The 20,336-nt window shown below is 37.3% G+C and carries 19 protein-coding genes, 1 pseudogene and 1 riboswitch; of the genes and pseudogenes, 12 read left to right on the top strand and 8 right to left on the bottom strand.

The window, feature by feature from the left end; genetic code table 11:
• Positions 1-209: 209 nt before the first annotated feature.
• On the bottom strand, positions 210-875 hold the full coding sequence (locus BN1082_RS16055; protein ID WP_090635692.1) for a TetR/AcrR family transcriptional regulator: 666 nt from the start codon (positions 873-875) through the stop codon (positions 210-212).
• Between the two features lie 801 nt (positions 876-1,676).
• Here BN1082_RS16055 and BN1082_RS16050 point away from each other — a divergent pair.
• Positions 1,677-2,102, top strand: coding sequence for a hypothetical protein (locus BN1082_RS16050; protein WP_090635689.1), 426 nt, complete (start codon positions 1,677-1,679; stop codon positions 2,100-2,102).
• 505 nt (positions 2,103-2,607) lie between these two features.
• Here BN1082_RS16050 and BN1082_RS16045 read toward each other — a convergent pair.
• Positions 2,608-2,925, bottom strand: a complete 318-nt coding sequence (locus BN1082_RS16045) for a hypothetical protein (RefSeq protein ID WP_090635686.1) — start codon at positions 2,923-2,925, stop codon at positions 2,608-2,610.
• Positions 2,926-3,614: 689 nt separating this feature from the next.
• On the opposite strand from BN1082_RS16045, the gene BN1082_RS16040 reads away from it, so the two are divergent.
• From BN1082_RS16040 to BN1082_RS16000, 7 genes are all read left to right on the top strand, one after another.
• Positions 3,615-4,136, top strand: coding sequence for a MerR family transcriptional regulator (locus tag BN1082_RS16040; protein WP_090635683.1), 522 nt, complete (start codon positions 3,615-3,617; stop codon positions 4,134-4,136).
• Positions 4,129-4,590, top strand: coding sequence for an SRPBCC family protein (locus tag BN1082_RS16035; protein ID WP_090635680.1), 462 nt, complete (start codon positions 4,129-4,131; stop codon positions 4,588-4,590). Before BN1082_RS16040 ends, BN1082_RS16035 begins: the two co-directional genes overlap by 8 nt.
• Positions 4,587-6,128 carry an MFS transporter gene (locus BN1082_RS16030; RefSeq protein ID WP_090635677.1) on the top strand — a complete coding sequence of 514 codons (1,542 nt, stop codon included), beginning with the start codon at positions 4,587-4,589 and terminating at the stop codon, positions 6,126-6,128. Before BN1082_RS16035 ends, BN1082_RS16030 begins: the two co-directional genes overlap by 4 nt.
• 295 nt (positions 6,129-6,423) lie before the next feature.
• Entirely contained in the window at positions 6,424-9,024 is a 2,601-nt protein-coding gene (gene ppsA / locus BN1082_RS16025; protein ID WP_090635675.1) for a phosphoenolpyruvate synthase, read from the top strand.
• Between the two features lie 491 nt (positions 9,025-9,515).
• Complete coding sequence (locus BN1082_RS16015; protein WP_090635672.1) at positions 9,516-10,187, top strand: DUF899 domain-containing protein; 672 nt, start codon at positions 9,516-9,518, stop codon at positions 10,185-10,187.
• Positions 10,188-10,671: 484 nt separating this feature from the next.
• A complete protein-coding gene (locus tag BN1082_RS16005; RefSeq protein WP_090635667.1) occupies positions 10,672-10,968 on the top strand; it encodes a hypothetical protein in 297 nt (98 codons plus the stop codon).
• A 123-nt stretch (positions 10,969-11,091) separates the two neighbouring features.
• Entirely contained in the window at positions 11,092-11,559 is a 468-nt protein-coding gene (locus tag BN1082_RS16000) for a hypothetical protein (protein ID WP_090635663.1), read from the top strand.
• Positions 11,560-11,691: 132 nt separating this feature from the next.
• On the opposite strand, the gene BN1082_RS15995 is transcribed toward BN1082_RS16000, so the two are convergent.
• Together BN1082_RS15995 and BN1082_RS15990 are read right to left on the bottom strand one after the other, a co-directional pair.
• Complete coding sequence (locus BN1082_RS15995; RefSeq protein ID WP_090635661.1) at positions 11,692-13,005, bottom strand: nucleobase:cation symporter-2 family protein; 1,314 nt, start codon at positions 13,003-13,005, stop codon at positions 11,692-11,694.
• A gap of 5 nt (positions 13,006-13,010) precedes the next feature.
• Positions 13,011-13,598, bottom strand: a complete 588-nt coding sequence (locus tag BN1082_RS15990) for a xanthine phosphoribosyltransferase (RefSeq protein ID WP_090635658.1) — start codon at positions 13,596-13,598, stop codon at positions 13,011-13,013.
• A 126-nt stretch (positions 13,599-13,724) separates the two neighbouring features.
• Positions 13,725-13,826: riboswitch (purine riboswitch) on the bottom strand.
• 203 nt (positions 13,827-14,029) lie between these two features.
• Here BN1082_RS15990 and BN1082_RS15985 point away from each other — a divergent pair.
• Positions 14,030-15,037, top strand: coding sequence for an NAD(P)H-dependent flavin oxidoreductase (locus BN1082_RS15985; RefSeq protein WP_090635655.1), 1,008 nt, complete (start codon positions 14,030-14,032; stop codon positions 15,035-15,037).
• Between the two features lie 61 nt (positions 15,038-15,098).
• Here BN1082_RS15985 and BN1082_RS15980 read toward each other — a convergent pair whose 3' ends face one another.
• Entirely contained in the window at positions 15,099-15,380 is a 282-nt protein-coding gene (locus BN1082_RS15980; protein ID WP_090635652.1) for a hypothetical protein, read from the bottom strand.
• Positions 15,381-15,658: 278 nt separating this feature from the next.
• On the opposite strand from BN1082_RS15980, the gene BN1082_RS15975 reads away from it, so the two are divergent.
• Both BN1082_RS15975 and BN1082_RS15970 read left to right on the top strand, forming a co-directional pair.
• Positions 15,659-16,849, top strand: coding sequence for a glycine C-acetyltransferase (locus tag BN1082_RS15975; protein ID WP_090635650.1), 1,191 nt, complete (start codon positions 15,659-15,661; stop codon positions 16,847-16,849).
• A gap of 29 nt (positions 16,850-16,878) precedes the next feature.
• Positions 16,879-17,847 carry an L-threonine 3-dehydrogenase gene (locus BN1082_RS15970; protein ID WP_090635648.1) on the top strand — a complete coding sequence of 323 codons (969 nt, stop codon included), beginning with the start codon at positions 16,879-16,881 and terminating at the stop codon, positions 17,845-17,847.
• A gap of 54 nt (positions 17,848-17,901) precedes the next feature.
• Here BN1082_RS15970 and BN1082_RS15965 read toward each other — a convergent pair whose 3' ends face one another.
• A complete protein-coding gene (locus BN1082_RS15965) occupies positions 17,902-18,201 on the bottom strand; it encodes a TIGR04104 family putative zinc finger protein (protein ID WP_090635647.1) in 300 nt (99 codons plus the stop codon).
• 187 nt (positions 18,202-18,388) lie between these two features.
• Positions 18,389-19,456 (bottom strand): selenide, water dikinase SelD, encoded by a 1,068-nt coding sequence (selD, locus tag BN1082_RS15960; RefSeq protein ID WP_425412163.1) that lies wholly within the window; start codon positions 19,454-19,456, stop codon positions 18,389-18,391.
• A 177-nt stretch (positions 19,457-19,633) separates the two neighbouring features.
• On the opposite strand from selD, the pseudogene BN1082_RS28575 reads away from it, so the two are divergent.
• Positions 19,634-19,819: pseudogene (locus BN1082_RS28575) on the top strand (SelT/SelW/SelH family protein); the annotation flags it as partial.
• 76 nt (positions 19,820-19,895) lie between these two features.
• On the opposite strand, the gene BN1082_RS15950 reads toward BN1082_RS28575, so the two are convergent.
• Entirely contained in the window at positions 19,896-20,285 is a 390-nt protein-coding gene (locus tag BN1082_RS15950) for an Hsp20/alpha crystallin family protein (protein ID WP_090635644.1), read from the bottom strand.
• Positions 20,286-20,336 lie beyond the last annotated feature (51 nt).

Below are 20,336 nucleotides of genomic sequence, written 5' to 3'. Positions count from 1 at the left end.
GTTTTCGTATTCGACAAGATTCCCAACTATCTTGCCAGTAATCTTGTCGGCGTCATGGTATAACTTGAATACTTATCGCTTACAAGGTAAACCAATGAGAGTTTAAGTACCTTCCTACTTTAATAAATTTATTACCACGCTATGAAGAATAGCAGCATTTGCTATATTATGACTTGGGCTAGCGCTGTATTTTTTATAAATAAAGTTTATTATTTCGAATGCAAAATCCCTTGTAAAATCACATCTAATCCCCACTGGAATCTTTCTTCTTCACCAGATAACATATCTTCTTTTAAACTTACAATCATTGGATATCGAACTGTATCTAATGTTTCAAACGAAGTACGAACTGCATTACAGTTTCTTCCCTTATCTTTACGAGCCACTTGCTCATATGCGAATGAAGCAGCATATAACAGTAAAATATCCACTCCCCATGCTGATGCTTTTGCATCTACTCCACCTACGTTTAATTGATGCAAAATCTGTTCAGTAATAGCTAAAGAATTTGGACCAATTGGAATAGTCATTAAAGCTAATTCCGACATTCCAGGAGAGTCGAATAGAATTCGAAAATATGAATGTAAAAGTTCGAATAGTTCTTTTTTCCACGATTCATTTTTCAAATTTGTTATTTCAACTTTCATTAGCCCATAATCAAATACATACGCTCTTAATTCATTGGCATTTTTAACGTATACATATAGAGAAGATGCCCCTGTATCTAATACCTTCGCAATTTTACGCATACTAAGACCTGATATACCTTCAGACTCTAAAAGTTCATAAGCAGTCTTCACAATGATTTCCTTGCTTAGTGGTCCTTTTGCTGGTCGCGAACGGCGACTATCCGTCATATTCGGTTCCCCTTCCATAATTCTCCTTTATTAAATGTGTTTTTTATTATTATTCAGCACGTTGAGTTATAAAATTTTACATGTGCAATAATCGCAATTCGTTTTTCAACTTTGTTTTTTCCTCCTAACATCTATCACAACTTATATATTATTGGATTAATTGTTCTATTTATAACACACCGAACACCGTTCGTAAAGTACAGTGTTCGTTAATTGGATAAAAACATAGAATTAATACAAAAGGTGCCACGCCCTGGTAGGATAGCATATCCATTTGCTTATATGACCAACGTATAAAAGGATGCAAAGTAATATGCAATATTCTTTAAAGAGCTTAAAACTTGAAAAAGTTTGTGAAGTAATGTTCTTAAGCTAACGGGTGCAAGAGTTCAAGAACATAATGAGTTGCAGCGGCAGCTCATTTCCTTTTTGTGCTAAAGGGGCAGGTTAGTTGAACAATCGTCATTAGCTTTTTTTCAACAATCGGCCCATTTAGTTCAATAACAATTATGATAAATGGCTCTTGTTACATTATGCAGCGTATTATAATATTAAAACGACTTCAACGTAACAATTTTATATTTACTTTGTTTATGTAGTTTAATTCAACAGAAGGGTTACATATAGAAGATTAAAATCAGAATGACATATTGTGTGGATCTGAGGAAGCTTACTTAAAAACTCGCTTAAGAAATTACTAAAAAAGATAAAATGCTTCAATATAGATTAAACCACTTTTTGGTGAGGATATAATAAATTGAAGCAAGTAAAGGTTTCTTGCGATTGATGAAAATGTTTTTTAGGAAGGGGTAAAGAAAAATGCTTTATATATGGGATATTGAGAAGATAGTTAAAAATACATTACAAGAGCTCAAACTAAATATGAATGTTGAATTCAGCGATAAACTATCTGCACCGATGACTTATAACGTATCGACAAATACGATCAAGTTTAACTATATACAAATTAACGGATATAACGCCAAAATTAACTTTAAAATTAGAGAAACAGATGAAAACTTTGTTAAAATTATTCTTTATCATGAGCTCGGTTATTATTTAGAATTTAGGAAAAATACACGAGTTTTAAAGACTCTCATTTATGGTGAAGAAGAAGAAAAGGAACAGTTGTTAGCAGAAATCGAAGAGAATGCTTGGGGATTAGGAAGAATACTGGTCCCTGAATATCTATTAAAAGCATATGATCAAGTACGTGAATTGGATAAACTTCTGTTAAAAGTCTGAAAAGATTAAAGGGACAGTTCTTTCTTTTCTACTCTAATCGTTACTTTTAATCGATCCCTGATGAAGAACTTACAGATAAGAAAAAAGAAATTGCTGATATGTTAGCGGAATTAAGAAGCATTTGAACCAGCCTAAACAAAAGCCAAGACGCATCTTACCAGCAATGGTTATTTAATCACCTAAGATTTTGACGGGTTACTGAATTAACGGGTTCAATAAGCTAAAGTAGCTGTCATAATAATAATTATCTTGATTTTCCGCAATCGTGTGCGATTCTTTAGCAAGAATTGTGCTCTTTCTTTATGTTTAGGGCCATTTTCTTCAACAACATCTTCAAAGGAAATTGGACATATATTAAAGTTTAGAAGAGATTGCAAAGGCTTGTAAACACATTGCAGATGGTTGAATAATCTTTTTTAATAAAACTGAAGCATTAATTAAAAACTTTACAGGGAAGTAAACAAATTGGGTAGAGAAAAGCTTGCGGCAAGCACCTTAAAAGTGCTTACATAATTAAAAGCTCGTCTAGAGAAATAATTCTATGTTTTAACTCTTCATTCGAATCTAAAACTGCTATAACAATTTGATTAGATTCTGTTATGGTCGCATATCTGAAATGTTCATCCCCATGAATGAGTAAGCCTGGTACCAGTTTTGTCTCCATCTTCGCAAAGACGCCTTCTGTGTACTCAAGTGGCAGAAAATCATCTAGTCCTTCTATCGGTTCACCTACCCATTTAAACAAGAAATCTTTGATTGCAAATTGCTCAATCGTCGATAATTTTTTCTTGAATTTTAGCATATCCACTGATACTGTTCCCATCTTAATCACTCCTCAAGTAAGTAAAGTTTATACTTTCGGATTCCTAACATCAACAGTAGTACAGTTACAAAATGCTAACATTTTAATTACTGGCTAATAAGGGGTCTCAACAACATTTCGCGGAAATCGCAAAATTCGACAAGCGAATTTATGTGTTTTTATACGCTATCGCATTAGACACGTTCAGGAACTTAATATCGTAATAGTTATTGAACATTGATTATGGAATGAGTTATTGGACATTTTAAAAGGAATAGTCCTTAATAAATCCTATATTAATATGGTGTTCAGCAATCCTTGGTTTTTTAAACAATCTCTTAACGTATGTTTTGAGCTTTTAGTTGTTTGGACCCCTAATAAAAAATTTTTAATTCCAGTTATTCCATTAAAGGGCGCAATTGTGGAATAAAACAACTTTATTTTAACCCCGTCTTGGTTTTAAGACGGGGTTATGTGTGTTTGCGGTTTTAAAATTAAATAACTTTATTGTCGCTCATTTCCATCATATGGTTACGTTGCCCTTAAGTCTCAGATGCTGGTTCTACCCCCTTATCAGAGGATAATTGTTAACCAACCTTATTCCAAAGTAGAAATAAGATTATGAAATAATAATTTATTAGCCTTGACTCTAACGTAACGTAATGGTTTATTATGGAAATACCGGTAAAAGATACGCGCGAAACGAGGGGATGATTATTTCTAAGGAGAATAACTGGAAAGTTGGAGAATTTGCTAAGTTGACAGGATTAACAATTCGGACTTTGCGTTATTATGACCAAATTGGTTTGTATTCTCCATCAGACTATTCAAAAGGAGGATACCGGCTATTTAATGAGTCAGATCTTTTACGATTGCAGCAAATTCTTGCCTTAAAGGAATTAGGACTATCACTAGAGGAAGTCAAATCTGTTCTAGATAAGGAGGACTATAATCCAGAAGAAGTGATATCTCTTCAAATAAGTCGTCTGAAGGAAAATATCAGTAAGCAGCAAAAATTATTAAAAGAACTACAAAATATCTCAAGTCTTTTGCAAAAAAACAAAACTGTAACGGTTGAAGATTTTACAAAGTTACTTGGTATGATGAAAAAAAGTCATCAATCCTATTTTATTGGAAGACAAAAGAACGTAGAGCGCCATTTAGACCGACTCGGCAATTTTCTTGTCAGATATCCGAATGATGCGGAAAAAGGAGGAACAAATAATGAATAATCGATTTGCTACGCATGATACCTTTGTTGTAGAAAGAGTTTATAATACCAATCGTGATCGTGTTTTTGCGGCATGGTCGGACCCAACTATTAAGTCCCAATGGTTTCAGAAGGCAAAAGAATTTGACTTCCGTGTAGGAGGACTGGAGACTAACCAAGGTGGGCCACCAGGGGGACCTGTTTACAGATTTAACGCACGGTATGAAGAAATTGTACCGAATCAGCGCATTGTCTATACTTACACCATGGATATGGGTGAAACACGTATCTCTGTATCGGTGACCACTGTTGAATTTAAACAAGAGGAATCAGAGACTCGGTTGATATTTACTGAACAGGGCACTTTCCTCGATGGACATGATTCAGTAGAAGCCCGAGAACATGGTACGAAGATCATGTTGGATAAGCTGGGTGAAGTGTTGAAACACGAGTCTATGACAGAGAAAAATCAATGAAAGTGATTCAAAAGAAGGCAGACGCTAAGGAATGGCTTGGTCTTGCTGTCTTGGTCTTTGCCAGTTTGCTTGTGTCCATCGATTTATTTGTACTTGTTCTAGCGCTACCATACCTTAGTATAGACTTAAAGGCTAGCAGTGTTGAACAAATATGGATCATGGATATATATGGATTCATGCTTGCTGGATTCCTAATTACAATGGGCACACTTGGAGACCGCATCGGCAGGCGCAAGTTGCTATTGATTGGGGCAACGGCGTTCGGTTTGGCCTCCGTTCTGTCAGCGTTTTCTATAAATCCTGAGATGTTAATTATGTCTAGAGCTTTGCTCGGAATTGCTGGGGCTACCATTGCCCCTTCCACGTTAGCTCTGATTAGCACCATGTTCTCCGATTCTAAACAACGTGGAATCGCTATTAGTATCTGGATGGCCGGATTCATGGGAGGGGCCGCAATAGGTCCGTTGATTGGAGGTGTTCTACTAGCGAATTATTGGTGGGGGTCGGTATTTTTGCTTGGTGTACCTGCCATGATCGTGTTAGTTTTGCTAGGTCCAGTACTTCTACCTGAATACCGTAATACAAATGCCGGTCGGCTCGACTTATTTAGCGTTTTTCTATCTTTGGCTTCTATTTTACCTTTAATTTATGGTTTCAAGGAAATAGCTAATTATGGGTGGAATCTGTTGAACTTCTTGTTAATCCTGGCAGGATTGGGGATCAGTGTCGTTTTTGTAAAGCGACAACGTACGTTAACAAACCCATTGCTTGATCTAAGACTATTTTCAGATCGAATCTTAAGCACAGCGATTGGAGGACAACTGGCGGGGACTATGCTCTTGGGTATCATCATGCTGCTTGTCACGCAGTACCTTCAGTTAGTTAAAGGGCTCCCCCCCTTACAAACAGCTTTATGGATGCTTCCTGCAGTATGCACACAAATGATTAGTTTTCTTATATCACCTATGATTGCACAGAAAATTCGCCCTGCCTATTTGATTGGGGGAGGACTTGCCGTTTCTGTATCAGGTCTCTTATTGCTTTCTCAAGTGGAAATGAATACTGGATTGACTTTATTAGTAATCGGTTATGCTCTCACCACCATTGGCTCAGGTCCATTGATGACCTTATCTCCTAATATGATTATTGGATCAGCGCCACCTGAGAGGGCAGGATCAGCTGGTGGGCTATCTCAGACTAGCGCCGAATTTGGTTTCGCCTTGGGACTTGCTGTTTTAGGTAGTATCAGTACTGCAGTATATAGAAATCGGATGGCCGACTCAATTCCACAAGAACTACCGAATAGAGCATCACTAATAGCACGGGACAACATCGCAGGAGCAATAGAAGTTTCAAAAGATATTCCAAATTCATTAGGCCATTCACTGCTAACTATAGCACGGGAAGCCTTCACATTTGGTATGAACACTGTTGCAGTAGTAAGTGCTGTTCTACTGTTTGTTGTAGCAGTAATCATTGTGACCATGCTTAGACATGTAAATCTCAGCACAGGATCTACGGATAACCAAAGCAGTTAATAAATTAACTAAAGCCTAATTTCTCGTGTTGTAAACGAGAAATTAGGCTTTTATATATGGATTACCTTAATGTTATAAATTCGCATTTTCCTGACGCAACAAAGAATATAAAATTATTAAACTGCTTTCGAGGGGATAAACCTGGTCATTAGCTTACTTTATGGTAAGGTCTAGCTATTTTTTTTGAACTCTTCCTAATTTAATTATAGCATTAAAAAAATGGTTAATATAGACTTTTTATTCTCGTTTACTCCTGCTAAAATCAAAAGAACCTTAATGGTTAGGAGAGATGTGAATGAGTTCATTGGTTCTCGGTTTTCAGGAGATAGAAAAAACACAGCTTTTGCTCGTTGGCGGAAAAGGGTTAAATTTAGGGGAATTATCAAAAATTCAAGGAATACATGTACCAGAAGGATTTTGTATTACAACAGTAGGATATCAAAAAGCCATCGAACAAAACGAAACGTTTCAAGCTTTGTTGGATCAACTAAAAACGCTAAAAATAGAGGATCGAGATCAAATTGGTGAAATCAGCAGGAAGATTAGACAAATTATTATGGAAGTAGAAATTCCTTCCGATGTTGTGCAAGCAGTTGCTGACTATCTCTCCCAGTTTGGCAATGAACATGCTTATGCAGTGCGTTCTAGTGCTACTGCTGAAGATTTACCACATGCCTCTTTTGCTGGTCAACAAGACACCTATTTAAATATCATCGGAAAAGAAGCCATCTTGCAGCATATCAGCAAATGTTGGGCTTCCCTATTTACGGATCGCGCGGTAATCTACCGTATGCAAAATGGATTTGACCACAGTCAAGTTTATTTATCCGTTATCGTTCAAAGGATGGTTTTCCCACAGGCTTCAGGGATTTTATTTACCGCTGATCCGATTACTTCAAACCGAAAGTTATTATCAATCGATGCCAGTTTTGGACTTGGAGAAGCACTGGTCTCTGGCTTGGTATCTGCCGATTGTTATAAAGTACAGGAAGGGAAAATCGTCGACAAGAGGATAGCAACCAAAAAATTGGCTATCTATGGACGAAAAGAAGGCGGAACAGAGACACAGCAGATCGATCCTGATCAGCAAAAGACTCAAACACTTACTGAACAACAAATATTACAACTGGCACGCATCGGAAGACAGATCGAAGCTTATTTTGGTTGCCCACAAGATATCGAATGGTGTTTGGTTGATGATACTTTTTATATTGTCCAGAGTCGTCCAATCACGACTTTATACCCCATCCCTGAAGCGAATGATCAAGAAAATCACGTCTATATATCTGTCGGTCATCAACAAATGATGACTGATTCCATGAAACCACTGGGATTGTCTTTTTTCCTGTTAACGACTCGTGCACCCATGCGTAAAGCTGGTGGAAGGTTGTTTGTTGATATTACACATAATCTGGCTTCGCCTGTCAGCAGAAAAATGTTATTAGATGCCATGGGACAACACGATCCGCTCATGAAAGACGCACTTATGACAGTAGTCGAGCGAGAAAATTTTATTAAATCGTTACCAGATGATGAAAAAGCACCGAGTCCCAGCAGAAACAATACAGATATGCTGGCAGAAATTGATAACGATCCGACAATCGTTACTGATTTGATCAAAAGTAGTCAAACATCGATAGAACAGTTAAAACAAAACATCCAAACGAAATCAGGATCGGATTTATTTCATTTTATTCTAGAAGATATCCAGGAATTAAAGAAGATATTATTTAACCCACAGAGTTCGCGTGTATTTATGGCAGCTATGGATGCTTCATCATGGATTAATAAAAAAATGGAGAAGTGGTTAGGTGAAAAAAACGTAGCAGATACGCTTTCTCAATCTGTACCAAACAATATTACTTCGGAAATGGGTCTAGCATTATTGGATGTCGCAGATGTGATTCGTCCTTATCCAGAAGTAATTGATTATTTACAACACGTAAAAGAAGATAACTTTTTGGATGAACTGGTTAAGTTTGAAGGTGGACAGGATACCCAAGACGCTATCTATGCTTTTCTCAACAAATACGGAATGAGATGTGCCGGAGAAATCGATCTTACCAGAAGTCGTTGGAGCGAAAAACCAACTACACTTGTCCCCTTGATTCTCATTAATATCAAAAACTTTGAGCCTAATGCTAGCAATCGGAAATTTGAGCAAGGGCGTCTCGAAGCTTCGAAAAAAGAACAAGAGTTATTAGATCGATTGAAGCAATTACCGGATGCTGAACAAAAAGCCAAAGAAACAAAACGTATGATCGACCTAATCCGGAATTACATTGGTTATCGTGAATATCCAAAATACGGCATGATAAACCGCTACTTTGTTTATAAACAGGCATTATTGAAAGAAGCCGAAAAACTCGTACAAGAGGGCGTTATTCATGAAAAAGAAGATATATACTATCTTACTTTTGAAGAACTTCGCGAAGTCGTACGCACAAATAAACTGGATTACCAGATCATCAGCAAACGAAAAGACGAGTACAAATTATATGAAAAACTAACTCCCCCACGTGTTATCACGTCTGATGGTGAAATCATTACAGGTGAGTACAACCGAGAAAATCTCCCAGCCGAAGCTATTGTAGGCCTGCCTGTTTCTTCCGGAGTTATAGAGGGACGCGCTCGTGTCATCTTAAACATGAAAGATGCTGATTTAGAAGATGGAGATATATTAGTCACCTCCTTTACTGACCCTAGCTGGACACCATTGTTTGTATCCATAAAAGGCCTAGTCACCGAAGTTGGTGGACTGATGACCCATGGAGCAGTTATCGCACGTGAATATGGCTTACCAGCAGTTGTTGGAGTGGAAAATGCTACCAAACTGATAGAAGATGGGCAACGAATTCGCGTGCATGGAACAGAAGGGTATATCGAAATATTGTAATTGCTGAATACGTCTAGATTTAATTAGTAGCACCGCTCGAGTGGTTACCAGAGCGGTGTCTTATAATCTTTCCATTGGGACAAAAAATTGAAGCCAACTTTATCGGTGGTGCTTACTTAAAAATGATAGTTACCGATCCAACTCCACTCAATACATCAATATGGCCGACTTTCCAAATGTGGAGATCGGCTTTTTTTATATAAATCACTTAAACTATAGGGTGCTTTACTTCAATTAAGAGTAAAGCCCATTTCTTCTTCAACGAAAGGGATTTTAGTTGAACAATCGTCATTAGCTTTTTTTCAACAATCGGGCCATTTTCTTGAATAAAAGAGAAGGGATTATTCGTAAGTAAATCGAAGTTAATTCAGAAGATGTTATTTAGTTTAGCATTAGGACATTAAGGAATAAGAAAATTATATCAAGCAGGATGAATCCCTTTTTGAGGGGAATCAAGCAGAGTGAAGCACTAGTTAGAGAGGAGAATTCATATGCCAAAGAACAAATCAGTACTTCCGCAAGTCGTGTCAGAAGACGAGTGGCGGGCTGCTCGCGAAAAATTGCTCATTAAGGAGAAGGAACTCACTCGTGCGTTGGACGCTCTGGCCGCAGAACGTAGAAGGCTGCCGATGGTCCGGATTGACAAAGAGTACGTCTTCGAAGGCCTAAATGGCAAAGCGAGCCTGCTTGATCTTTTCGATGGACGTCGCCAGCTCATCGTTTACCACTTCATGATGGTTCCGGGCTCTGACCACCGTTGCCCGGGCTGCTCGTCCTTCGTAGACAACATTGGCCATCTAGCTCATTTACATGCACGTGATACCACCTTAATTTTAGTCTCCCCCGCACCATTGTCACAGATCGAGCCCTACAAGAAGCGAATGGGCTGGACTGTGCCCTGGTTCTCTTCGAACGGCGACAACTTCAATGTCGACTGCGGTGCGGGCAGGGGATTCGGCCTGAGTGTCTTCCTCCGTGATGGCAACAGCGTCTTTCGCACCTATTACACGACGGCGCGTGGAGTCGACAGGATCAGATCCGACTTCAATTTCCTCGACCTGACACCCTTCGGTCGACAGGAAGACTGGGAGGATTCACCTGAGGGGTGGCCGCAAACCCCACCTTATACGTGGTGGCGCCTACACGACGAATATGGTGATTGAGAGGGGAGTCTAAAAGGTTATGTCCGAGATACGTGCAAAAGTGGGGCTTAGTATGAGGAAAACTTTGTATAGCAGCTTTTTTATTGATGCCATACAACACAAATTTTTCTTAAAGTTTTTTCAGTCTTCCACGAACGGGCGCTATTATCGAAAGATGAACGAGCGCGCCTGTTTCATGTATGGGCAGATTGTAGAGGATGTAGTTCAGCATTAATAGTGGTGAACCATACCATAAATAAATGAGGTTTTCACTCTAGGAATATTCCGAAAGTTTTATCCTGAAAATAGATTTACTGAGTTACAGCGGAATGAAAGTGGAGATACTATAAGTTTTTTACGATTAGAATAAATGCCTCCTACAATAAATTGTGGAGGCTTTTTTGTTTTGTGTGTGGATTTTGTCTAAATTGTTAAGTATTTGATTTTTACAAAGGGATAAGTTCATATCATCTAGAAATAATTAAGTGATGGGAGGTGAGAACAAATGTTAAATGAATTAGATATAAAAATTTTAATTGCTCTATATCAAATGCATTTAACTTATGGTAATAAATTGAATTTCTCGGAATTAGGATTTGAAAACTACCAACATGTTGCATACCATCTTAACAAGCTTCGAAACCTTGATTATATTCATTTTAATGAAAATGACGTTTATCATACTGGTGAATTAAACCATGAAAAGTATAAAAACAATGTAGTAATGATTTGGTTTGAAAAAATTGAGATTGCTTTCAAAGGAATCGAAGAAGTGGAGAAACACTTTGTTAATATCACTTAGCAAGTCCTTCGGGATTTGCTTTTACTTTGTCAAAAACATGTCATATAAATATCTCCTTTAGAACAATTGTTTAAAGTATAATATAGGTAAAGTTAATATTTTCCTTTGGGGGAGGCATATAAAATGAAACAAATTTATTTACCTGAAACAGATATTTATCTTAATTTGTATAAAGAATACGAAAATACATACGAATTTGAGAAGGATTTATCTGAAATAGAATTTAAGAGATATAGGGAATTTGTAATTAAAAGTGCTGCATGCGAAAAGCAATATTTTAGTTGTCAAATTAATGGTGAACCTTACTTTCTAAGATTTGGTTTAGTTAGGCATTCTAGATCACCAGAAGGATATGTTGTAAGGGGGGCATTAGTAGGAGAAAATTATGACCTTCATTATAAACGTACCAGGTATGAAGATGATTTTACAGCAAACATAAATAATAAGGTTATTAAAACTAAAATAATAAATGATCGTTTAATGAACTTATTAATTGATAAAGAGTTAATTAGTAAGGAAGAAGCGGAAAGCATTATGAAAGTAACGAGAGAAGAAATTAATACTGTAAAATTTGATTACAGTACATTTTAAATAACTATTATGAGACATCCATTTGAGGTGCTAATTTAAAACCACCAGTCATGACAACTGGTGGTTAATTATTATCTCAATTTACCTTTACGGTTAACTTTAACTAAAGGTAGGTAGTAAAAAATATTGTCATTAGGAAACCTTAATATTTTGACCATTAGTTGTTGCATGATTTTCCTTCACTGGTTTAAAAACATTAAAGATTAAATTAAGGAAAATAGCTGTTAAACTGCCCGCAACGATACCGCTATTTGAAATAATTTTTACCGTATTTGGCATATGAGAAAATAAATCAGGAACTGCTGTTACTCCAAGTCCCATCCCAACTGAACAAGCAATGATTAAAAGATTTTCCTGTGATGCAAAATCAACTTTGCTAAGCATTTTAATTCCTGCTGCAATTACCATTCCAAACATTGCAACCATGGCACCGCCAAGGACAGGGGTTGGAACAGCAGTAGTTAAGGCAGCGATTTTTGGCATGAAACCAAGGACCACTAAAATGCCGCCCATTGTATAAATTACATTTTTTTCTTTTACGCCTGAAAGCTGAACGAGTCCAACGTTTTGTGAGTAAGTTGTATATGGAAAAGAATTAAACAATCCTCCAAGAATACTAGCAAGACCTTCAGCACGATAACCTTTTACCAAATCCTTTTCAGTCAACTTTCTTCCAGTGATGTCGCTTAGCGCAAAATATACACCCGATGATTCTACAAGACTTACGATAGCCACTAATGTCATCGTGATAATTGGTGCAAGCTCAAAAGAAGGTGTCGCAAAATAAAAGGGTCTTACCATATGAAACCACGATGCCTCTCCAACAGCAGACAAATTCACTTTTCCCATAAACGATGCAGCAATTGTTCCAACGATTAATCCAATTAAGATGGCAATCGAACGAATGAAGCCATTAAAGAATCGATAGAGCAAAATGATAAATAATAATGTACCAAAAGCAAGTGCAAGATTAGATCCTGATCCAAAGTCATGGCTGCCTTGGCCACCTGCAACGTTATTCATGGCAACAGGAATAAGGGTTATCCCGATTATCGTTACAACTGAACCGGTAACAACTGGAGGAAAGAATTTAACTAGCTTACCAAAAAAATTCGAGATTAAAATAACGATAATACCTGACATGATAATAGATCCATATATTGCTGAAAGACCATATTGTCCACCGATTGCTATAATGGGTCCAACTGCAGTAAACGTACATCCTAGAACTATCGGAAGCCCAATTCCGAAAAAGCGGTTCTGCCAAACTTGCAAAATAGTTGCAATTCCGCTTGTTAGAATATCAATTGAAACTAAATAGGTTAATTGTTCACCAGACAAATGCAATGCTCCGCCAATGATAAGAGGAACAATAACTGCACCAGCATACATTGCTAACACATGTTGTATTCCTAATGAGGCAACTTTAAAAGGATTTCGTTTCATAAGATTTACCCCTTCACTTTTTCATTAATAAATAAAACTTCACCATTTGACAATGATTCAATTCTCGCTAAGGATTCAACCCTAAAACCTAGTTCTATTAATTTCTGAGCGCCTGGTTGGAAGGATTTTTCGATCACAATCCCAATTCCGACAACCTTTGCATTTGCTTGTTCTACCAAATCCACTAAACCAAGTGCAGCCTGGCCGTTTGCTAGAAAATCATCAATAATAAGAATTTTATCGTTCTCATTTAAATATTTTTTTGAAATGGAGATATCGTTTGTTTCATTTTTTGTAAATGAATGTACGCTTGCAGATAGCAAACCTTCGTAGAGAGTTAACGATTTTCTTTTTCTTGCGAAAATGACTGGGACATTCATATGTAAACCAGCCATGACTGCAGGAGCAATACCTGATGATTCAATCGTGACAATTTTAGTAATTTCTTCATTTGAAAAAATTTCTGCAAATTCTTTACCAATTTCATTCATTAATGATGGATCTACTTGATGGTTTAAAAATGAATCCACTTTTAAAACATTCTCTGAAATAACCCTTCCATCCGTTTTGATTTTTTCTTCTAGTAATCTCATGTTTTTTGCCTCCAATAAAAAAATAAAAAGCCCAAAGGACATTTCTCACTTACTAGAGTGAGGCAATGACCTTTGGGCTGTATGTCCGAAAGGAATAAGAAAGAATGCACGAAAGAGAAGCGAGTGCTGTTCTCATTACCCACTCATAGTCAGATTGTTAACGGCAATCCGGTAGAAACTTGCAGGCCCTATCCCCGCGATTATATGAGCGAAACATATGAATTTATTACACATTATACGGATTACCGGCAGCGAAATCAATTCTTTTTTTATAAAAAACGAATAATCAATCATTTGTTAAGTAAAACGTTCGTTTTTTTGAAAACGTTTTAAAACTTGGAAAATTTACGTATATCCAATGATTGAATACTCATTCATTTTAAGGTAAAATAATAGCAAGTCAGAAAATTCTAAAATTAAGAGGTGGAAAAATGACAAAGTCTATTCCCGAAACATGGTGGAATCAACTTCGATTACCTGTAATTTCCGCACCGATGTTTTTAGTATCCGGACCTGAGTTAGTGAAAAATTGCTGTTTACATGGGGTGATTGGTTCATTTCCTGCTCCCAATGCACGGCCGATTGAAGTACTTGACCAGTGGATGGAGAAATTGAACGAACAGTTAGAAGCTGAAAGAGTAAAAGATCCTAATCGTAAAATTGCTCCATGGGCCATGAATATGGTTGTACATAGTTCCTATAGCAGGCTTCAGGACGAACTTGCGTTAATTAGTAAGCATAAACCACCATTAGTCATCACTTCATTAGGAAGCCCGAAGCATGTTGTAGATATTGTTCATGAATATGGTGGCTTAGTTTTTTCAGACGTCAGTGATTTGAAATTTGCAAAAAAAGCAGCCGAAGCTGGTGTTGACGGCCTCATCTTAGTTGCAAGCGGGGCAGGTGGTCATGCTGGTCAAATTAATAGTTTCGCCTTTGTTGATATGGTACGGACCTTCTGGGATGGAATTATTGTTCTGGCAGGTGCGATTTCGACAGGGAAAAGCATTTTAGCAGCTCAAGCGGCTGGGGCAGATCTTGCCTATATGGGGACAAGGTTTATCGTAGCAACTGAGAGTATGGCGAGTGATGAGTATCGTGAAATGCTCATTTCATCCACACAAGAAGATCTCATTTTAACCGATGCTTTTTCCGGAGTTCATGCCAATATGCTGAAACCAAGTATTGTAAAGGCAGGACTTGATCCTGAACTTTTGGTAAAAAAGGATAAGGTTGACTTTGATGATATGCAAAGAGAGATGAATGCGAAGGCATGGCGTGATATTTGGTCCGCGGGACATGGGGTTGGTGCAATTAATAGAATTGAATCCGTTGCCCAAATCATCGAAAGCTTAGAGAAGGAATACAAAGCAGCATTGAAACAAGTAAATGAAAGTGCTGGAAAATTATCTAAAGTAAAGCTAAATGAAATTTATTAGTTGTTGTCAGTGAAGACTAATTCAGTTATGCAAAAAACCTATCCGGTTATCTGGATAGGTTTTATTTTTTTTTCTTTTTGACCATTTTTACTACTTTATATCCTGGCTTCAATTTTACCCTTTTGGTTTCATTGTCTGTTTTGATTTGGTATAAGGTGTATATTCTTGGGACATGTTCAAGTAGTTCAACTTGTTTTATTGTTTCTTTGCGAAAATACTTGTGGATTTTTTTCACTTGTTTTTCTGGTTTTTCACCAGAAAAGAAATCAAAGGCTAAAATCGATAAATAAATAAAAATTCCGCCGACGATGGCGGTGTAAATGAAAGAAGATAAGTATTGCAAAAACAACATTCCTTTCTAAGACTACAGGAAGTATTATTTTACTATAGTCTACTTTAATTATTTTTAAAAGAAGATGAAATAGGTAATTCTAACTTTATAAAAATTTTTTTGCTATAATGTCCACTAGGTATGAACATTCTGCAAAAAATATGTTAAAGTATTATACATGAATCCGTTATCATGGGCATAAATCAAAAGATTGCTGTCCACGTGGAGCGGACAGTTGTGTTTTTGAAAACAACAATCATGCGTTTATTTTCTACTAGGGGGAATGGGTTGTGTCGAGCCATACTTTAGAACATTTTTTAAATGATAACCTTGAGGATTTAAAAGGAAAAGGTCTTTATAATGTGATTGACCCACTCGAAAGTCCAAATGGTCCATTAATTACGATTAATGGTAAAGAGTTAATTAATCTTTCTTCCAATAACTATCTTGGTTTAGCTACAGATGAACGCTTGAAAAAAGCAGCACGCGATGCCATAGAACAATATGGCGTTGGTGCAGGTGCAGTTCGTACCATTAACGGCACCCTTAAGCTGCATGTAGAATTAGAGGAAAAACTTGCAGAATTTAAGCATACAGAAGCGGCTATTGCCTATCAATCAGGCTTCAACTGTAATATGGCAGCGATTTCTGCCGTAATGGATAAAAATGATGCCATTTTGTCAGATGAATTAAACCATGCTTCCATTATTGATGGCTGCCGTCTTTCGAGAGCAAAAATTATTCGTTTCAATCACTCCGATATGGAAGATTTACGTGCTAGAGCAAAAGAAGCAACTGAATCAGGCCAATTTAATAAAGTAATGGTTATCACCGATGGCGTTTTCTCTATGGATGGTGATATTGCCTTACTACCGGAAATCGTAAAAATCGCTGAAGAGTTTGATTTGATTACATATGTAGACGATGCTCATGGATCTGGCGTTCTTGGCGATGGGGCAGGTACCGTCAAGCATTTTGGTCTATCTGATAAAATCGACTTCCAAATCGGAACCTTATCAAAGGCGATTGGTGTTGTTGGTGGCTACGTTGCCGGGAAGAAAAATCTAATTGATTGGTTAAAAGTGCGCAGTCGTCCATTCTTGTTTTCTACTTCGTTAACTCCTGCTGATGTGGCCGCAAGTAAGCGATCGATTGAAATATTAATGGAAAGCACAGAGCTTAATATGAAATTATGGGAAAATGGCAACTATCTAAAAAAAGGCTTGAAGGAATTAGGCTTTAATATTGGAAATAGTGAGACACCGATTACTCCTTGTATTATTGGAGATGAGAGCCTTACCCAGCAATTTAGTCGACGTTTAAATGAAGAAGGCGTTTATGCGAAGGCGATTGTGTTCCCAACTGTCCCTAAAGGAACAGGACGTGTCCGCAATATGCCAACAGCTGCTCATACAACAGAAATGCTCGATAAAGCCATTGCAATTTATGAAAAAGTCGGAAAAGAATTAGGTATTATTTAACAGACACCAAAGAGGATGGAGAAACAAAAATGAAAAAAATTCTAATCACAGGCGCACTAGGACAAATCGGTTCAGAGCTAACGATGATGCTGAGAAAAACCTACGGTGCCGATAATGTCATTGCAACAGATATTAAGAAATCGGACACAGAGGCTGCTGAAAGTGGTCCATTTGAAATTTTGGATGTAACCGATTTACAAACAATGGGTGAAATCGCACGAAAATACAAGGTAGACACCATCATGCATCTTGCTGCTCTTTTATCAGCAACGGCTGAAGCGAAGCCTGTATTTGCTTGGAACTTAAATATGGGTGGTCTCATGAATGCCCTTGAAACGGCAAGAGAGCAAAAGGCGCAATTTTTCACACCTAGTTCCATCGGTGCTTTTGGTCCATCGACTCCAAAGGATGACACTCCACAGGATACGATTATGCGTCCGACTACGATGTACGGTGTAAATAAAGTGGCTGGAGAGCTTCTGGCCGATTACTATTACCATAAATTTGGAGTCGACACTCGTGGATTACGTTTTCCTGGTCTGATTTCTTACGTAGCTATGCCAGGTGGGGGTACGACGGATTATGCCGTTGAAATATACTATGAAGCAGTGAAAAACGGGCACTACACTTCTTATATCGATAAGGGTACCTATATGGATATGATGTATATGCCTGATGCACTAAAAGCAATTGTTGATTTAATGGAAGCAGACCCTGCAAAGCTTGTTCACCGCAATTCTTTCAATGTAACAGCGATGAGCTTTGAACCAGAAGATATTTCCGCAAGTATTCGAAAATATATGCCAAACTTTGAGATGAATTATCAAGTCGATCCTGTTCGTCAAAGCATTGCTGACAGCTGGCCAAATTCGATTGATGCATCTGCTGCAAAAGAAGAATGGGGCTTTAAATCCGAATATGATTTAGATAAAATGACCAAGGATATGCTTGAAAAGCTTCGTCTTAAGTTATCCTTGAAATGTAAAACGATGTCCTAAAACAAAAGTCAGACCCTCGCTTGGTTGAGGAGTCTGACTTTTTGTTTTCGGATGTCACCATAATGGTTCATTTTTATCAGATAATTTTAAGAAAAATGGTGTTATGAATATCACTACAGGTATAAAGACGAGTTCCCATAATAATTCAGAAGAGGATGACAAATTAAAGATTACAGAAAATGGGAGAATAATCATAGGAAGAAGTATAAATAAAGAGGTTGTATTTCTTGATGATTTACTCTGGTATTGAATTTCTCCACAATGACTACATTTCATACTTTTACGGAATTTTAATAATTTTTTTATAGAATCAAACCAGGACCATTTTTTTTCACAGTTCTGACAAGTAGGCACTTCTTATTCCTCCTTGCTTAAAAATTTTAGATTACATACTTATACGGTTTCAACGACCTATCAGTTAAACGATGCAGTTCTTCCGAATTCAATTAATTTCTTCTATTAATCCTATTAATGTAAATGTTAACCCTTCAAACAAAAAATTCTTTCTATGAAAAACTGCGAAGCAGAGGTTGCTTCGCAGTTATCGTGTTACATAAATCAGTTTTTCTTTTTTCTCTGTGACCCGTCCGATTATAGATGCATGAGATAGTCCATTGGATTGAAGTTGTTCTATGTAGCTCATGGCATCTTCCTCATTTAACGCGACAAGGAGTCCACCTGAAGTGATCGCATCGCAAAGAACCAATTGCTCTTCTGGAAGAATTTTTTCATAGAAAATATCTTCGTTTAACCACTTATGATTGGACTTTGACCCACCTGGAACAACACCATTTTTAGCTAACTCCACTGCGCCTTCAAGAATGGGTACATTAGAAAAGGATATTTCTAAGCTGACATCGCTGCCGCGTGCCATTTCACTCCCGTGACCTAAGAGGCCAAATCCTGTTACATCGGTAACAGCGTGAGGCTGAAATGAACTTAATAGCTGAGCTGCTGTTTTGTTCAGCATCGCCATGGTGTCCGTTACGATTTGCTCCTGTTCTGGAGTAACAGCGTTCCTTTTGATTCCAGTAGTAATAATCCCAACACCTATAGGTTTTGTCAAAACCAGTACATCACCCGGTTTTGCTCCAATATTTTTCCAAACTTTATCTGGATGTGCTATTCCCGTTACGGAGAGACCAAATTTTGGCTCTTGGTCATCAATCGAATGTCCACCAACCGTGATAGCTCCTGCTTCCTTTACTTTATCATAAGCACCACGGAGAATTTCAGACAGTATATCGGGCCCAAGCTTTTTAATTGGGTAACCGACAATGTTCAAAACGGTTTTCGGTTCTCCGCCCATCGCATAGACATCACTTAAGGCGTTTGCCGCAGCAATTTGACCAAACATATACGGGTCGTCCACGATCGGGGTAAAGTAATCAATAGTTTGAATTAGGGCAATCGTATCAGTTAAACGATAGACCCCGGCATCATCAGATGTTTCATGTCCGACGATTAATTCAGGTACAGGTTCTTGTTTTGGTAAAAGGCGCAAAACTTGCGCCAGGTCCTCAGGACCAATTTTGCAGCCTCAACCAGCCTTTGTGGATAAAGAGGTTAGGCGAATTTTTTCTTGTTCACTCAACGTGTCCACCTCCATAAATTTCAGTATACCTCTTCCAAGGATTTTTAGCACTAATAGAGGCAAACATTTGCTTAGGACTGTCTAATAGGATAAAATTTTGTCAATAGTTTAAAAATAAATACAATTGGAGGTTTATTTATGAAGAAATACCAAATAACCGTTGAATTTTGTATGCAATGAAACTACGCACCAAGAGCCGCGAGTTTCGCGGAAAAACTCATTATTCATTTTCGCCATGACATTGAAAAATTTGATCTAATTCCAAGCTCAGGAGGAGTTTTCGAAGTTACTGTTAATGGAGAGAAGATCTATTCAAAGATGGATACAGGTGTATTTCCTGAAATCGAAGAAATGATAAAGATAATCGAAACAATGTAAAAAGGGAACCCTCAAGAGTTGAGGGTTTTATTATTAACGATAATCATGTTATGTAAACTGATAAATAAAAAAGATTTTATTGCAAGGTAATATAGCGATTATTTGCAACCTCTCCGTCTGTCTTTGAAATAAAGATTTCTAAAATCCCTTCCATGAATGTAGCGGTAACCTTTTGACTAATCACTTGAAATGGAAATTCAATCACTCGGATTCTTTTTTGACTCTGTTTGGATGGAGTGGGTATCATGGCAGTAATCGTTAGTTTTTCTTTTTCAATAAGAACAGTAATTTCAGATGCATCGTATTCAGAAAGAATCGCTTCAACAATCCACTCTTTATTCGTTTCATAAAGATCGATCTGGAATTGTGTCTGATCTAAATAGGAAGTAAGAGGATCTAGGAAATAATTGTTAAGCCACTTTTCCATCTCGGCGTAATTTATGGAATCATCATTTTTTGCAATCATTTTGGTTTCCTCCTTAAACATGATTTATTCTATTCCATCATCTTAAAAATG

It is taken from the genome of Neobacillus massiliamazoniensis (assembly GCF_001048695.1).
Taxonomy (GTDB): domain Bacteria; phylum Bacillota; class Bacilli; order Bacillales; family Cytobacillaceae; genus Neobacillus; species Neobacillus massiliamazoniensis.
This window is presented reverse-complemented; position numbering and strand designations above follow the sequence as displayed.